At 61.0% G+C, this 14155-nt stretch carries 15 protein-coding genes; 13 read left to right on the forward strand and 2 right to left on the reverse strand.

The window, feature by feature from the left end:
* Window positions 1–12 precede the first annotated feature (12 nt).
* Both BM374_RS28400 and BM374_RS28405 read right to left on the reverse strand, forming a co-directional pair.
* On the reverse strand, window positions 13–1530 hold the full coding sequence (locus BM374_RS28400; protein ID WP_092300107.1) for an FAD-dependent monooxygenase: 1518 nt from the start codon (window positions 1528–1530) through the stop codon (window positions 13–15).
* 171 nt (window positions 1531–1701) lie between these two features.
* The gene (locus BM374_RS28405) at window positions 1702–1902 is read right to left on the reverse strand and encodes a hypothetical protein (RefSeq protein ID WP_092300110.1); all 201 of its coding nucleotides are present in this window, start codon (window positions 1900–1902) and stop codon (window positions 1702–1704) included.
* Between the two features lie 386 nt (window positions 1903–2288).
* Between BM374_RS28405 and BM374_RS28410 the strand changes: the two genes are divergently transcribed.
* The 13 genes from BM374_RS28410 to BM374_RS28470 all read left to right on the forward strand — a co-directional run bounded on the left by BM374_RS28410 (window position 2289) and on the right by BM374_RS28470 (window position 14140).
* Entirely contained in the window at window positions 2289–2549 is a 261-nt protein-coding gene (locus BM374_RS28410) for a DUF6894 family protein (protein WP_092300113.1), read from the forward strand.
* A gap of 510 nt (window positions 2550–3059) precedes the next feature.
* Window positions 3060–3302 (forward strand): DUF6894 family protein, encoded by a 243-nt coding sequence (locus BM374_RS28415; RefSeq protein ID WP_092300116.1) that lies wholly within the window; start codon window positions 3060–3062, stop codon window positions 3300–3302.
* Window positions 3303–3422: 120 nt separating this feature from the next.
* Window positions 3423–3557, forward strand: coding sequence for a hypothetical protein (locus BM374_RS40000; RefSeq protein ID WP_283807092.1), 135 nt, complete (start codon window positions 3423–3425; stop codon window positions 3555–3557).
* Between the two features lie 1005 nt (window positions 3558–4562).
* Window positions 4563–4940, forward strand: a complete 378-nt coding sequence (locus tag BM374_RS28425) for a VOC family protein (protein WP_092300557.1) — start codon at window positions 4563–4565, stop codon at window positions 4938–4940.
* A 298-nt stretch (window positions 4941–5238) separates the two neighbouring features.
* Window positions 5239–5964: a DUF4261 domain-containing protein gene (locus BM374_RS28430; protein WP_244552713.1), complete on the forward strand. Its 726-nt coding sequence runs from the start codon at window positions 5239–5241 to the stop codon at window positions 5962–5964.
* Window positions 5965–6040: 76 nt separating this feature from the next.
* Complete coding sequence (locus BM374_RS28435) at window positions 6041–6664, forward strand: imm11 family protein (protein ID WP_092300124.1); 624 nt, start codon at window positions 6041–6043, stop codon at window positions 6662–6664.
* Window positions 6665–7072: 408 nt separating this feature from the next.
* Window positions 7073–8668, forward strand: a complete 1596-nt coding sequence (locus tag BM374_RS28440; RefSeq protein ID WP_244552714.1) for a hypothetical protein — start codon at window positions 7073–7075, stop codon at window positions 8666–8668.
* Window positions 8669–9108: 440 nt separating this feature from the next.
* Window positions 9109–9447 (forward strand): hypothetical protein, encoded by a 339-nt coding sequence (locus tag BM374_RS28445; protein WP_092300129.1) that lies wholly within the window; start codon window positions 9109–9111, stop codon window positions 9445–9447.
* 458 nt (window positions 9448–9905) lie between these two features.
* Complete coding sequence (locus tag BM374_RS28450) at window positions 9906–10232, forward strand: hypothetical protein (protein ID WP_092300132.1); 327 nt, start codon at window positions 9906–9908, stop codon at window positions 10230–10232.
* Window positions 10233–10260: 28 nt separating this feature from the next.
* On the forward strand, window positions 10261–10788 hold the full coding sequence (locus BM374_RS39525; protein WP_092300135.1) for a phage terminase large subunit: 528 nt from the start codon (window positions 10261–10263) through the stop codon (window positions 10786–10788).
* A gap of 219 nt (window positions 10789–11007) precedes the next feature.
* Window positions 11008–12276, forward strand: coding sequence for a CaiB/BaiF CoA transferase family protein (locus BM374_RS28460; RefSeq protein WP_092300138.1), 1269 nt, complete (start codon window positions 11008–11010; stop codon window positions 12274–12276).
* 61 nt (window positions 12277–12337) lie between these two features.
* The gene (locus BM374_RS28465; RefSeq protein ID WP_092300141.1) at window positions 12338–13567 is read left to right on the forward strand and encodes an acyl-CoA dehydrogenase family protein; all 1230 of its coding nucleotides are present in this window, start codon (window positions 12338–12340) and stop codon (window positions 13565–13567) included.
* Window positions 13568–13576: 9 nt separating this feature from the next.
* Entirely contained in the window at window positions 13577–14140 is a 564-nt protein-coding gene (locus BM374_RS28470) for a flavin reductase family protein (protein ID WP_092300144.1), read from the forward strand.
* Window positions 14141–14155: the final 15 nt, after the last annotated feature.

Raw genomic sequence — 14155 nt, forward strand, 5'->3', positions numbered from 1 at the left:
GTGACGATCCCTTCACGCCGCGCCGAACCAGGTCGTCAGCGCCTCCCCAACTCCGCTCGCGCGCTCATCACCCACCCAGGCCACGTGGCCGTCGGGCCGCACCAGCACGGCTCTCGGCGCCGGGACCCCGCCGACGGACGGAAGCTCCCATGCGCCATCGTAAACGGCATCGATGCGCGTGACCCGATCGGCGAAGGGCGAGATGTCGAACGTCTCGAGCCCGCCGAGATCGAGCAGCACGCCGCGCGCCTGATGCAGCAGCGTGAACAGCAGCAAGGGGCGGCCCGCAACCGTCAATGCAAGATCGGGCACGCGGCGGCCGAGCAGGGGGTGCCCGTCGCCGAGATCATAGTGGATGTCGAGCCCGCTCATCATCGCGCCATAGCGCCTCCGCGGCTCCTCCATCGAAAGCAGCTCGGACATCACTTCGCGCGCGGCCTTGCGGCCGTGGTCATCGCGGCGAAGCAGGGCGATCTGCGCACGCGTGTTGCGCAAGACGCGCGCGGCCACGCCATGCCGTTCGGCGTGATAGCTGTCGAGCAGGCTGTCGGGCGCAACGCCCCTTGCCACCAGCGCCAGCTTCCAGCCGAGATTGACGGCATCCTGCAGGCCGGTGTTGAGGCCCTGGCCGCCGACGGAGTGATGGATATGCGCGGCATCGCCGGCGAGCAGCACGCGCCCCTTGCGATAGGCGACGGCCTGCCGCGCCGCATCGGTGAAGCGGGAGATCCAGGCCGCACCGTGGACACCGAAATCGGTGCCGTACACCGCGATGAGCGCTTCGCTGAGATCGCTCAAATCCGGCTCGCCGCTGCGATCGAGCGTGGCTTCCGTCATCACCACCAGCACGCGCCCGCTCTCGGTCTTGCTGAGGCCGTGAAAGCCGAGCGCATCGTGACGCAGGCCCCATGCGGGCGTCTGCCGCATCTCGACCTCGGCCATGAGATTGCTGAGCGTCGGATCGGTGCCGGCGAAGTCGATGCCGGCCGCCTTGCGCACCCGGCTGCGGCCGCCGTCGCAGCCGACCAGGTACTCCGCGCGCATCTTCTTGCCGCCGGCGAGCGTCACGTCGACGCCGGTCTCGTCCTGCGCGATATCGCTTACCTCGTGGCCGCGATAGACGGGGACGCCGAGCTCGGCGACCCAGTCGCTCAGGATGCGTTCGATGTGGCTCTGCCGCAGCGCCAGCCCGTAGGGGTGACGGGTCGGCAGATCGCCGATGTCGAGCCGCGTCCAGGCGAAGCCCGCGAGCTGGGTGACCTTGCCTTCGCGCAGGAAGCGATCCGCGACGCCGCGCTGATCGAGGACCTCGATGCTGCGCGCGTGCAGGCCGCCGGCCCGCGTGCCCGTGAGATCCTGGCTGGCGCGGCGCTCGAGAACCGCGACATCGCAGTGTCCGAGCGCCAGCTCCGCCGCCAGCATCAACCCGGTCGGCCCGCCGCCGGCGATGATGACGGCATGGTCGACGTGCGCAGGCCGCGTCGGGAGGTTGCGGGCGCGCGCGCGCGAGTTCGGAAGCAGGACAGGCATGTGGTGACCCCTATCAGGTGATGTGAGGCGCGGGGGTGTACACCGAGGGCGGGCGCTTGAAGCAAGGGCGTTGCGCACCACATATTGAGCTGGGAGGAGGGGCTTTGTCCTTCTTGGGCGGCCTCTTCGAGGTGTCGGGCCAAAATCCGCGATGCGCGCCGTCAGTGGTGCCTAGTCGTCCTTCGAGAGATCGCCGCGCTTGGCCGGAACGTCAATCGTTCCACCCTCGCCGTGCACGAGATCGCGGCTGTTGTCTTCAGTCTCGCCCGCATCTGCGATCACAGCCTCTTGCGTCTCGCGCGCCTTGTCGATGCGGGGCTTTCGCCCTGGCAGGTCGCGCGACGTCTTGGGGGCAGTCGTCTTTGAAGTCATGGCCAATCCTCCTGATCGACCAACGCCCGAGGCGATCGGATCGTTCGTTTGACACGTCGGGCAAAACAGGGGCACGATGGCGTCATCGAAATTTTCGTTCAGCCCGCGCGGGAAACACCCGCCGCGGGCATTTGTTTGTCCAAAGTCATGATGGCAGCTCAAGACTCAAACCGGACCTCGTCAAAATTTCAATGCCGGCGGCGGCGGGTCTCCGATACGACATGGGATATAGTTACATTTCTTGATTGAGCTGCTTAACTCTAACCGACTAATGAATATTTCAAAAAAAATCGTAGGAGCCGCAATGTCCTCCCCGGAAGAAGACGATCGGCCCGAGTTTTGCCCCGCGTGCAACGAGACGAACGCGCTGCACTGAGCTGACTGCCATGCGGTTCTATTTCGACTATCAAGATCTCGCGCATACTTTTGTCGACGGTCAGGGAGAGGAGCTTCCGGGTCTCGTAGCCGCCCGCGATGCTGCGATGAGATATCTAGCCAAAGGTATTCGGGACCATAGCCCTTCCGGACTGATCGAAAAAATTTCGGTCCACGCAAGGACGAAAGATGCGTCGATCCTGACGGTATCCGCCACGATCGAAGTGGTCGTCGGAGCGATGCCCTCGGGTAAGAGGAGCTTTCTCTACTGAGGAAGTACGCGTGCGAGAGCCCTGAGAAACCACAAGTGCCAGAGCACGCTCTCATCTTGCGCCCCACCCTGATCGGCGGCGAGACTGCCGAGGGCGATTGCTCGTCCTCCGCGATGGCCGGCTGATCGGTCGCACCAGGCGCACCGAGGACCATGCTGAGTTCGGTATCCTGAAAGGAGTGAAAGCCAGTGAATGTCGGCTTGTGCCAGAACCGGTCTTGATGCTGCCTTCATACGCCGGCGAATTCATTGCTTTGACACGTCGGGCAAAACAGGGGCATCATGACATCGTCGAAATTTCGTTCAGCCCGCGCGGGAAACATCCGCCGCGGGCTTTTGTCTGTCCAAAGTCATGGCAGCTCATGAGCCGTCAGCAGACGTTTCACGGTCGGGAGCTTGAGTGCAGGTCTTGACCCGCAGCCGACCTGTTTCGAATTTCGGCAGTGTCCCAATTAGCTTAGGAACGAACGTAACATGGGCTAATTGACGGTCTAAAGCTTGGGCCGACCAAATGGCGCGCTATTACTTCGATCTGGTGGATCAAGACGGCCTTGTAGTTGACGAGGAGGGTTTAGAATTCGGGGACATGGAAGGCGTAGAGCGGGAGGCCACGCAAGCTATGGCCGATGCCGCTCGAGAAAGCTTGCAACGCCCTATTAAGCCCGGAGAAGCTGCCATTGAAGTCCGGGACGATGCCGGGCCTGTCATGCGAGTGCGGTTCACAGTTGAGATTGAGTACCTGAGGAAGCAGTAGGGGCCACTTAGGAACACTTGGACCGCAGGTCCATTAACCGGCATGAGGACGCCGCAGAATAGATCATTCCTCCCATGGTCTAGCGCAAGCGGCTGTCGGTTCGTGGAAGCCCATGGTGTCGTGACCGAGACCGAGAAACAGATGGAAGCAAAGGCACCCAAGCCGTCCCGGCTGGAGGAGGCGCGACGCATTGTCGAGGAATATGCGGCCGACCTCCGGGAGATCATCCGGCAGCTACGGTGCAAGATGAACTAAGGAACCCAAGGTCAACTTTGGGATTTGGGAACTCGATCATGTCGAGGATCGAGTTATGGAAGCAACGGAAGCCGAGCTGCCTCAGCAACAGCTGCAAGATCATGGGCCACGCTGCCCGACCTGCGCAGCGTTGTCCCGCCTGACTCAATCCTACTAGACACCCGGACCGGCAACACCGTCCGCCTCTACCAATGCCCTTGCGGCGAACGCATCTGGGACAATTGAGGTGTATGGTGTGGCATGGACCGCGCTACCCTTCGAGAGCACTTGAACCAAGCCCGACGACATGCCGCGTTGGGTAAGCACCATCTCGCGCGACAAGAAGCCCTGGTCGCGGAGCTGGACCGGAACGGCCATGACACTACCGCCGCCATGGGCGTGCTCGCTACTATGAGACGCACGCAAGAACTACATGAGCTGGATGTTGAGCGCCTGCTAAGTGAATTGGCAAAGTAAGACAGCCTCATTGATGGCCCTTTCAGATCGCTTATCCGCTTGCGGTACATGGCGGGCAAGCCGGGCTCGACCGGACAACGTCTGCTTCTGCGCCAGAACCGGCTTCGATGCTGCCTTCATACGCCCGCGAATTCATTGCTTTGACACGTCGGGCAAAACAGGGGCATGATGGCATCATCGAAATTTTCGTTCAGCCCGCGCGGGAAACACCTGCCGCGGGCTTTTCATCCAGATGTCATCTTCATGTAGATGTCACCAACGCGATGGCGCCTGCAGATCCATGACAATGCTTGCGCCTCCTGCAGAACCATCCGCGGGCCTATGGGTTGTGTCCGCATGAACAGGATCTGGTACGCAGCCGCTTTCATCGCCGTCACCGGCATCGTCTTCGGCGCTCTCGTCGGCTTCGACAGGCTGATCGGCGGCGCCGGCTGACAGGGCCTGGTCGGCACCCGTCGATCGTCTCGCGCTCCCGACCTTAAAGCTGACAAAGTCTCGGACCCCAAGAAGAGGCATTGTCGCCCGCTGCTTCCAATCGGAGTGAACGAGATGAGCCCGTCCGGTGCCCTGGTCGCGATCCTGCCATGTAACGATCTCGATGCGTCCGAGCGGTTCTACAACAGGCTCGGCTTTGCGCGCCCGGACAGCGAACGGCCGGCGCCGGGAGAGGCGGACACCTATCGCATGCTGTCGAACGGCAAGGGCGGCTCTCTGCATCTGACCGACGCGGTCGAGGGCTGGCTGATTCCGGGCAAAAATCCGTTCGCCCTCTATCTCTACCTCGAGGACGTCGACGCCGCCGCGCGCGAATTCGGGCAAACGCCCGAGGACAAGCCGTGGGGGATGTACGAATTCGCGCTGTCGGATCCGGATGAGACGCTGGTGCGGGTGGGGTGGGCGACGCGGCTGCATGGTGCGGCGAAATAATTGTTCGGCGACCGACGTTGCGGAGAATTCGGTTTAGCCAAAATGAAGCTTGACCCGTCGGGCAAAACACTGGCAGAATGGCATCATCGAAAAATTAGTTCAGCCCGCGCGGAGTAAATCCGGCGCGGGTTTTCTGTTTTCGGGGTTAGAGTCCTCATCTTGACTTTGTTCTTGTTATGTTCGAAAACAACCTCAGGGCGAGCGGAAATGGACATGGTTATGCTTGGTTCGTCGCGAGGCAGCAATGAGTGAATCGTTTCTTGGGCTTGTCTTGCTGGAGAGACCAGCAACGCCGAACATGGCCGCGCTTGCCGAGGCGCTTCGCACCCGGCACCCCGAGCTGGCGACGGAGATGGAGGCCGGTGCGGCTTCTATCCGCGAGGGTTCCGCGGGTGGATCGGTGCTCCGCTGCGGCGATCAACTCGTTGTGGTGATGTCAATGCCGACGCCCATTCCACGGGATCAAGGGTTGTGGTCGCGCGCGACGATGGCCTGGCCCGAGGCGAACACCGTCGCAGCGCGACACCGCGGTCATTTGATCGTCTCGGTGATCGGACAAGACCAGCCACTATTGCCCAAGGCTCGTCTGCTGACAGCTGTTATCGGCGCGTTGATAGCGACTGTTCCGGAATGCTGCGGCGTGGTCTGGGATGGCAAGGTCGCGCGACCGGCTGATCTTTGGCTGCAGCTGTCCAGGCAATCCTATGCGCCGTTCCCCGACTATCCTTTCCCGCTCTGGGTCGATGTCCTGCCTTTCCGCTCGCAAAAAGGCATCGGTGCGGTGACGATGGGGCTGACCGCTTTTGTCGATCGCGAGATTCAATTCGAGACCTCAAGCCTGCCGCTCGATGCGTTGATCGAGAAGGTGGCAGGCCTTGTCGTCTACCTCATCGAGCACGGACGCGTGCTCAAAGACGCCGATACCTTTGGCGGCGATGCGAACGAGCGCATCGCTGTGCGCTACAAGAATTCTGATCAATTCAATGGCATGCCGGTGTTTCTTTGTACGGACGGCTCGTCGTAACAGACTAATTAGTATTGCTCAGCGATCATGCACGAGAAAGCTGGGAAGCGGGACGCCCTCAGAGAGCAAACAAGTCATGACGGCATCATCTATCGACAAGCGTTTGCGCAAGCCAAAGCCGAAAAAATTCTATGACGTAGGTCCCGATTTTAGGTTTCAGACTACACCGGGTTGGCAAATGGAAAATATCCCCCTTCTGAACGGGCGGCGCATTCTGCTGTCGCCGCGGTACAGACGAAGCTTCCCGGCACTCTCTGAGCCGCTGCGGCTGCTCATCGACCGGTCTCTCGGTCGCGCCCCCGTCGATTGGGAGCTTTTTCACGATTTCTGGCTGGTCTCCGATCAGATGAAAGGCGTTCTCGAAGCCGTTGATCGAGAAAGCGTGGCGTTCCTGAAATGTGAAACGCGGTCTCCAGGGCAGAAGCCTGCGCCGCAGTACTGGCTTTGCGATGTCACTCGCATCCTCGATGCCATCGATGAGGAAAGGTCGTGTGGCGAAATCCTCGGTGATGGGACCGAGAATAGACGATATGACATTATGCGAACGTCCAGCCTTGTCTTCAAGGAAGAGGCCGTAGGTTCGACCCATATCTTCAGGCCGCGATTTTGGGGACAGATTATCTGTGATCAAGTCATGAAGGATGCCTGCAAGGCCGCCGGAATAAGGGGAATAGGCTTCCGAGATGCCTCCGACCTTTGATCGCACTTTGATGCGCTATGCCGCGCTCAAATCCAGCTTTGTTTTATTTGTTGATCTGCAGGTAAACGACCCTCTCTCTAGAGAGAGAAGACGGACCTTTCTCAGAACGTCGCGATAAAGAGGCGGCGCCCGATTGGGGTGCGGCCGCACGGATTCTGCCATTGTGGCGTCGCGCTAAGCCGCCGCCGTCAAAGATTACTAGCCGAGCAGCGATATCGGCTCGTGCGGCCGCGTCGACACGCGGCGCGCAAATCTAGAGCCAGCTCCATCGCTGGCCGCTCACAAATCATTTTTGATCAAACTGCCGGCTGAGCTCACGATCAGCTCGGATACCGGCGTGCGCCAGAAAGTAACGGTTGCATGTTTCCGATCCATCATGTGCTGCCTCGAAGTCTTGCAGGTCACATCGTGATTGAGTTTCTGGCCCACCGATTCGACATCAACGGGATCAGAAATCTCATGGCGTTGCCTGCCACGCAGGGCCTCGCCGTTGATCTCAAGTCGAGCCCGCACGCGGGGGGACATCTTGGGTCGTATTACGCTGGGTTCAAGGAGTACCTTAACGCAATCAAGGACTCTGACGAATTCCGGGCCGGCATCGCAGGCCGTGAGCGGCAGGTCGACAAGGTGGTGTCCGATCTGAATAGGCTTCTCGCCGCTGCCAAATACGCGCAGGCAAATGGCCATTTGTTTCCCACTACTCCAAACGGCATGACGCCCGAACAGGCGAACGATGCCAACAAAAATTGGTTCGAAAACTGGAGAAAGTATTCCGAGGACAATGAAGATCAGATTCGGGAGATGCTGGATACGATCAACCAGCTGAGTGCGTCTGGACAATGGAATGGTGCTCTCCACTGGCCCATTCTCTCTCCGAACAGCACGCTCGGCCTTAAAGAGCGTATCGAGATACTCAATCAATTTCTCAAAGACTCTCCTTTCTCCCGACAGTTTACCGCTATTGGTCCCGTTCCGGCGCTTCCAGGCCTGGTGCCATCTTTCGTAAACACCCAGCTGCCCGGCTTCATTCCCGTGTCACCCGACGACGTGAAACAGCCGGAAGGGTTTACACCGAGCAATCCGGCTCTGACTTATGGGCTGCGCGGCTTTCCTGCAGCCACTTCGGATTGGCAACGGTTCGGACAACAGCCTCCAAGCACTGCTGCACCATCGATACCTCAGGTTCTCCAATTCAATCCGGAAACCGGTCAGCAGATGTTCATGTCCGATGGATCGCCCATGTTGGGACCCAGTCCGTACAATGTGCCAGACGATCCGCGTGTACTTCTAGGTCTGGGAATATCCGCCGCCGCGTTGGCTGCGCCCGCGCTGCTACCCTCATTGCCGGCGTGGGTATGGACGTTGGGTGCTCTGGGCTCTGCAGGTGCTATGGCGGGCTCAACTGCCAATGCGACACCAAGCAATCATTCCAGCGGAGGGGTCTTTGCCACTGGTGCGCCTCCGTACGATCCGTTCAGCACTGGCGTCGCATCGAACTATACCAGCAACGGCTCTCCGCTCCTCGGAACTCAATCCGGCGCACAGCCGCGGACTGACAACGCTCTTGATCAGGAGCCGGCGCGCTCCAGCACTTTCGACGATCGCTTCGGCACCTGGCCGGGATCTGCGGCCGCCGCCCCGCAGTCCCAGCCATTGAACAAACCAGAGGCGCCGACGGTTACGGCTGACGGAGTCGCCGCGCCCGTAGACGTCCGCCGCCTCACTCGCGTGAATGCCACGAACGCTGGCAGCGTGTTCGAGTCGGGTAGCGCGCCGGTGCCATATCTGCCTCCTCCTGAGTTCGACGCCCGATTTGGCAATTGGCGAGAGCAAGGAAGGCACCCCCAGCTGGTAAGCAGCCCGCTCAGCGCATTCGCTGATGAGCCGGGCTATGCCATTCCACCGCCGATCTGGGGATTGGGCGCCGCGAGCAATCAGCGAAATGATGCAGAAGAATGGTTCTCTCGCTGGATACAGCCGCTGCTCGACCAGGACCAAAGGTGACATTCGGAGTCCTGTAATTACGATTGAATCTCGTTTGACACGTCGGGCAAAACACCGGCATGATGGCAGCATCGAAACAAGTTTGTGAGGCCCGCGCGGGACATCCGCTGCGGGCCTTTTCGTTTCGATTTCGGAATCGGACGGCGTCCGGCGCATCGCGGCCTCGCCCTCGTTGAAACGCGTTCATCGAGCGCCGAACGGCGCGCCGCCGTCCGAACACTCTATTGGCCGTGCACGCGCGAACGTGCCGGTCCGCGGCGCGAGCCTTTGCTTGTGCCGCCGCGGTCCCCGCAAGATGGGGATAAGGTTCGCGCCGAAACGATCGCGCCTCGTGTCGCGATCTGCCGCACTGTTGTCTTTGGTGGAGAAAACATGACGGTCTATCTGATATCGCTCGCCCTGGCGGGCCTGGTCGCTGTTGTCGTGTGGGAGGCGTCTGCATGAGTGATGGACTTGAATACGAGCCCAAGATTGCGGATGTTTACCGGCCTGTCGCGAAGCGGCCGTCGAAAGCGCGCACGTTGACCGAGATCCGCTCGCTCGCGCGCAGCCATACCAAGACAGCCATCAGAGTTCTCGTCGGCATCATGCGCAGCAGCGATGCGACGCCGGCCGCCCGGGTCTCGGCTGCCAACGCGATCCTCGATCGTGGCTGGGGCAAGGTGACGCAGCCGATCGAGAATGGCGAAGACGGCGTACTGGAGTTGACCCACCGGATCGAGCGCATCATCGTGCATCCAGATCGTGCTGGCGGAGCTGAGAGCAGTGCCGACCTTTGAGTTACCTGAGTTCTGAATTTGAAACTGCACGATTGATCGTTTGACACGTCGGGCAAAACACCGGCATAATGGCATCATCGAGACGAGTTTGTGAGGCCCGCGCGGGACATCCGCTGCGGGCTTTTTCGTTTCGGTCTCAGGAATCGGACGGCGTCCGGCGCATCGCGGCCTCGCCCTCGTTGAAAGGCCTTCATGGAGCGCCGATCAGCGCGCCGCCGTCCGAACCAGTTTATTGGCCGTGCACGCGCGAACGTGCCGGCCCGCGGCGCGAGATTTTGCTTGCGCCGCCGCGGCCTCCGCAAGACGGGGATAAGGTTCGCGCCGAAACGATCGCGCCTGGTGTCGCGATCTGCCGCACTGTTGTTTTCGCGTATTTCTCTTTGAGAAACGATGACGGTCTATCTGATATCGTTCGCGCTGGCGGGCCTGGTCGCTGTTGTCGTGTGGGAGGCGTTCGCATGAGTGACGGACTTGAATACGAGCCCAAGTTCGCGGACGAGTCCCGGCCTGTCGCAAAGCGACGATCGAAAGCGCGAACGTTGACCGAGATCCGCTCGCTCGCGCGCAGCCATGCCGGGACGGCCATCAAGGTGCTCGTCGGTATCATGCGCGATGGCGATGCGACGCCGGCCGCTCGCGCCTCGGCCGCCAACGCGATCCTCGAGCGCGGCTACGGCAAGGCGGCGCAACCGATCGAGAACGGCGAAGACGGCGTGCTGGAATTGATCCACCGGATCGAACGCATCATCGTGCATCCCCACAAATCCGGCGCCGAGGTGTCCTAGCGCCATCGCTGGAGAACAGGCGCTCGCTATGTCCACCTTGAAAATTCCCACGGCCAAGATCTTCGAGCCGCTGCTGAAACCTGCGCGCTACAAGGGGGTTTACGGCGGGCGCGGCTCGGGCAAATCGCATTTCTTCGGCGAGCTCCTGGTCGAGACCTGCCAGGCCGAGCGCGGCACGCTCGCGGTGTGCATCCGCGAGGCGCAGCGGACGCTGGCGCAATCGTCCAAGCGGCTGATCGAGGGCAAGATCGCGAGCCTCGGGCTCGGTCACGGTTTCAAGCTGTTCAGCGACAAGATCGAGACGCCCGGCGACGGGCTGATCATTTTTCGCGGGTTGCAGGTCGTGCAGCGGCATTGGGGCAGGGGACTTCAGCTCAGGTTGATGCGCGCGATCGAAGCGCGAGGGCGGCGCATGGGATGGAATGGTATCGTTTCTGATACAACGGATAACCTCGTCTCCGCGAATAATTTTATCAAGGCCGGCTATCGACTCTACGAACCCGAGATCCCTTGGGCCTGGTCGCACACGCTCTATTGGCGAAGGTCACTTCGCTGACCGGAATTTTTCCGCGATGCGGAAGGTGCTTTTTCGCGCCCTCCAGGTGCGACCATGTTCGTCTGAAATCTTTGTGGACCCGGCAGCTTGACCGCTGCCGGGTCCTTTTTGCGTAGTGGAGCGCTCTTGCTGAAGCACTTGCGAAGTCGGCTCCGTAAGGCTTTAAGTTTGCTTGCAGATAATTCGGCGAGCACAAGCCGATGTAAGGGAGCACCAGGGATGTCCACGAAGCCTCAATTGCCGGAGCGGCCGTCGCGGACGGCGGGAGGGCCGACCGCACTTGACGGTCTGCTGGTGATTGATTTCACACGCGTTGTCGCGGGGCCCGCCTGCACCCAGACGCTCGCCGATTTCGGCGCGCGCGTCATCAAGATCGAGAATCCGGATGGCGGCGACGACACCCGCGCCTACGAGCACGCCGAGATTGGCGGCGAAAGTGCGGCCTATCTCAGCCTGAACCGCAACAAAACCGGTATCGCGCTCGATCTCTCGGTTGTGGAGGCGCGCGAGATCGCGTTGGATCTGATCCGCAAGGCGGACGTTGTCGTCGAGAACTTTTCCAGCGGGGTCATGAAGAAGTTCGGCCTCGATTACGAGGCCGTGGCGCCGCTCAATCCGCGGCTGGTTTATTGCTCGATCTCCGCATACGGGCGCACCGGACCGTTCGCCTCGCGCCCTGGCTTTGATCCGATCACGCAGGCTGAGAGCGGCTTCATGTCGCTCAACGGCTTCGCCGATGGCCCGGCGGTTCGTACCGGCCCGCCAATCGTCGACATGGCGACGGGGATGTCGGCCTGCAATGCCATCCTGTTGGCGCTCCTGGCGCGGGATCGGCTCGGCCGCGGACAACATGTCGAGGTCGCGCTGTTCGACGTTGCCATGGGGATGACCGGCTTCTACGGCATGGCCTATCTCATCAACGGCGAGAACCCCGGGCGATTCGGTAACTCGCCGAGCGGCTCTCCTACTGTGGGTGTCTACGAGGCCTCGGATGGTCCGCTTTACATGGCTTGCGCCAATGACCGGTTGTATCGACGGCTGGCGGTCGAAGTGCTGAATCGCCCGGATCTCATCATTGATCCGAAATTTGCGACGCGGAAAGCGCGGTCCGAGAACAAGGAGCTCCTGCGTGCGGCCATCGCGGAGGTGTTCGCGAGCGACACTCTCGAGAACTGGATGACGAAGATGAAGCTGGCCAATATCCCCGTCGGTTACCTCCGAACCGTCGAGGAGGGGTTCAATGCGCCAGAAGCACGGGAACGCGGGCGGCTGAGCCGGATCCCGCATCGCACGGCGCGGTGGGTGCCGAACATCGAGCCGCCGATCACCATGAGCCTGACCGCGACCGTTGATCCCGTGGCCGCGCCGTTATTGGGAGAGCATACTGAACGTGTCATGAGCGAGACGCTTGGTTACGACGACAAGCGGATTGCAGCGTTGGCCGAAAAAGGCGCATTTGGGCCGCGCAAGGCCCCAAGGTCGGACTGAACGCCGCTCCAGCTTGATTTGGTAAGGTTCCCGCCGCATAAATATATGAGAGCGAGGGACAATGGCGCCTGATCAAGAGCTGAGTAAGGGGCAGTCGGTAGCACCGGTCTCTGGCGATCGAGCCTATGCGGCGATGATCGCCAAAGCCCGGTCTCTCGTACCGCAATTCCGGGAGCGTGCGGCTCGCACTGAAGAGCTGCGGCAGCTGCCCCATGAGACTGAGCGGGACCTGCATGAAGCCGGTCTGTTCCGGATGCTCCAGCCGAAACGCGTGGGCGGCTCGGAACTCGATTACGTCGCCCTGGTCGATTGCGCGGAGCTGCTGGGACGTGCCGACGCGTCGGTGGCGTGGAATCTTGCCAATCTAGCAAGCCATCACTGGATGCTCGGCATGTTCGAGCCGAGTGCACAGGACCTGGTCTGGGGTCGAGATCCGGACGTGCTGATCGCCTCATCGTTCATTTTCCCGGCCGGCCGCGCAAGCAAGGTGGAGGGTGGATACCGGCTGCACGGAAGCTGGCCATTTTCGTCGGGCGTCGGCTCCTGCGCGTGGAACATGCTCGCAAGCGTCGTTTCGTCCGATGACGAAGCCGACGGTATCGAGTACCGCATCTTCCTGCTGCCGAAGGCCGACTACAAAATCCTCGACACCTGGAATGTCGCCGGACTGCGCGGCACGGGCTCATCGGATGTCGAAGTCAGGGATGCCTTCGTCCCCGAGCATATGACTGTCGCGGTAGGGGATCTTGCAGGCGGCGCGACGCCCGGCAGCAAGGTCAACCCCAATCCGTTGTATGCTCTGCCCGTGTTCTCCCTGTTTCCTTATGTTCTCTCCGGCGTCGCCCTGGGCAATGCGCAGGCGTGCCTGGACGATTATGCGGAGGTGGCGCGTCATCGCATATCGACGTACAACCGCGCCAAGCTGAGTGATTTCCAAAGCACGCAAATCAAGATCGCGGAGGCCTCTGCCAAGATCGATGCTGGGCGCCTGATCATGCGCTCGGCCTGCATCGAGGCGATGGAGGACGCCCGGCGCGGCCACACGCCCGACATGGCGACCAAAACCAGATATCGGCGCGACGGAGCATTCTCGGTCAATCTGTGCACGGATGCCGTCTCGATGCTATTTGCCGCAAGCGGAGCGCGCGGCCTGTTCACGACGGGCGTGCTGCAGCGGCAGTTCCGCGATGCGCACGCGATCAATTCGCACCTTGCATTCAATTTCGATGCGGCCGGAACCAACTATGGACGCGTGGCGCTCGGCCTACCGTCCGAGAATCTCACGCTGTGAGGCCGGCTGATGAATGATCTGCCAAAGCAGCCTGCCGCTCCTGATCCAGCCAATGAGTTCGCGAGCGACAGCTCGCGGATTGATCCGCGTGATTTTCGTAACGCACTCGGCACCTATGGCACCGGTGTAACAATCATCACAGCTACCGCCGCTGATGGAAAGCCGTACGGAATCACCTGCAATTCTTTTGCGTCGGTCTCCTTGAATCCACCCCTGGTCCTCTGGAGCCTCGGGGTCTATTCATCGAGCCTGGCTGTGTTTCAGAACACCAGCCATTTCACCGTGCACGTGCTAGGCGCCTCACAGCAGGCGCTTGCAAACAGATTCGCAAAGTCATCTGACGACAAATTCACTGGCGTGACTTGGACGCCTGGCCTCGGCAATGCGCCGGTGCTCGCCGACAGCGTAGCGAATTTTCAGTGCCGATCCGTCAATCGCTATTATGGTGGCGATCATGTGATCTTTCTCGGTGCGGTCGAGGCCTATGCCTATAGCCCCAAAGAGCCGCTGCTGTTTGCGCGGGGGACATATGGCCGGTTTCTGGCCGACGACGAGCGCAAGAAGTCGCCGTAGGCGCAACTCGAGCCG

The organism is Bradyrhizobium sp. Ghvi (assembly GCF_900115265.1).
In the GTDB taxonomy this organism is placed as follows: domain Bacteria; phylum Pseudomonadota; class Alphaproteobacteria; order Rhizobiales; family Xanthobacteraceae; genus Bradyrhizobium.

Excerpts from the sequence above, each read along its gene's own strand:
- BM374_RS28400 (WP_092300107.1), bottom strand. The coding sequence starts at position 1,530 with ATGCCTGTCCTGCTTCCGAACTCGCGCGCGCGCGCCCGCAACCTCCCG.
- BM374_RS28405 (WP_092300110.1), bottom strand. The coding sequence starts at position 1,902 with ATGACTTCAAAGACGACTGCCCCCAAGACGTCGCGCGACCTGCCAGGG.
- BM374_RS28410 (WP_092300113.1), top strand. The coding sequence starts at position 2,289 with ATGCGGTTCTATTTCGACTATCAAGATCTCGCGCATACTTTTGTCGAC.
- BM374_RS28415 (WP_092300116.1), top strand. The coding sequence starts at position 3,060 with ATGGCGCGCTATTACTTCGATCTGGTGGATCAAGACGGCCTTGTAGTT.
- BM374_RS28425 (WP_092300557.1), top strand. The coding sequence starts at position 4,563 with ATGAGCCCGTCCGGTGCCCTGGTCGCGATCCTGCCATGTAACGATCTC.
- BM374_RS28430 (WP_244552713.1), top strand. The coding sequence starts at position 5,239 with ATGGCCGCGCTTGCCGAGGCGCTTCGCACCCGGCACCCCGAGCTGGCG.
- BM374_RS28435 (WP_092300124.1), top strand. The coding sequence starts at position 6,041 with ATGACGGCATCATCTATCGACAAGCGTTTGCGCAAGCCAAAGCCGAAA.
- BM374_RS28445 (WP_092300129.1), top strand. The coding sequence starts at position 9,109 with ATGAGTGATGGACTTGAATACGAGCCCAAGATTGCGGATGTTTACCGG.
- BM374_RS28450 (WP_092300132.1), top strand. The coding sequence starts at position 9,906 with ATGAGTGACGGACTTGAATACGAGCCCAAGTTCGCGGACGAGTCCCGG.
- BM374_RS39525 (WP_092300135.1), top strand. The coding sequence starts at position 10,261 with ATGTCCACCTTGAAAATTCCCACGGCCAAGATCTTCGAGCCGCTGCTG.
- BM374_RS28460 (WP_092300138.1), top strand. The coding sequence starts at position 11,008 with ATGTCCACGAAGCCTCAATTGCCGGAGCGGCCGTCGCGGACGGCGGGA.
- BM374_RS28465 (WP_092300141.1), top strand. The coding sequence starts at position 12,338 with ATGGCGCCTGATCAAGAGCTGAGTAAGGGGCAGTCGGTAGCACCGGTC.
- BM374_RS28470 (WP_092300144.1), top strand. The coding sequence starts at position 13,577 with ATGAATGATCTGCCAAAGCAGCCTGCCGCTCCTGATCCAGCCAATGAG.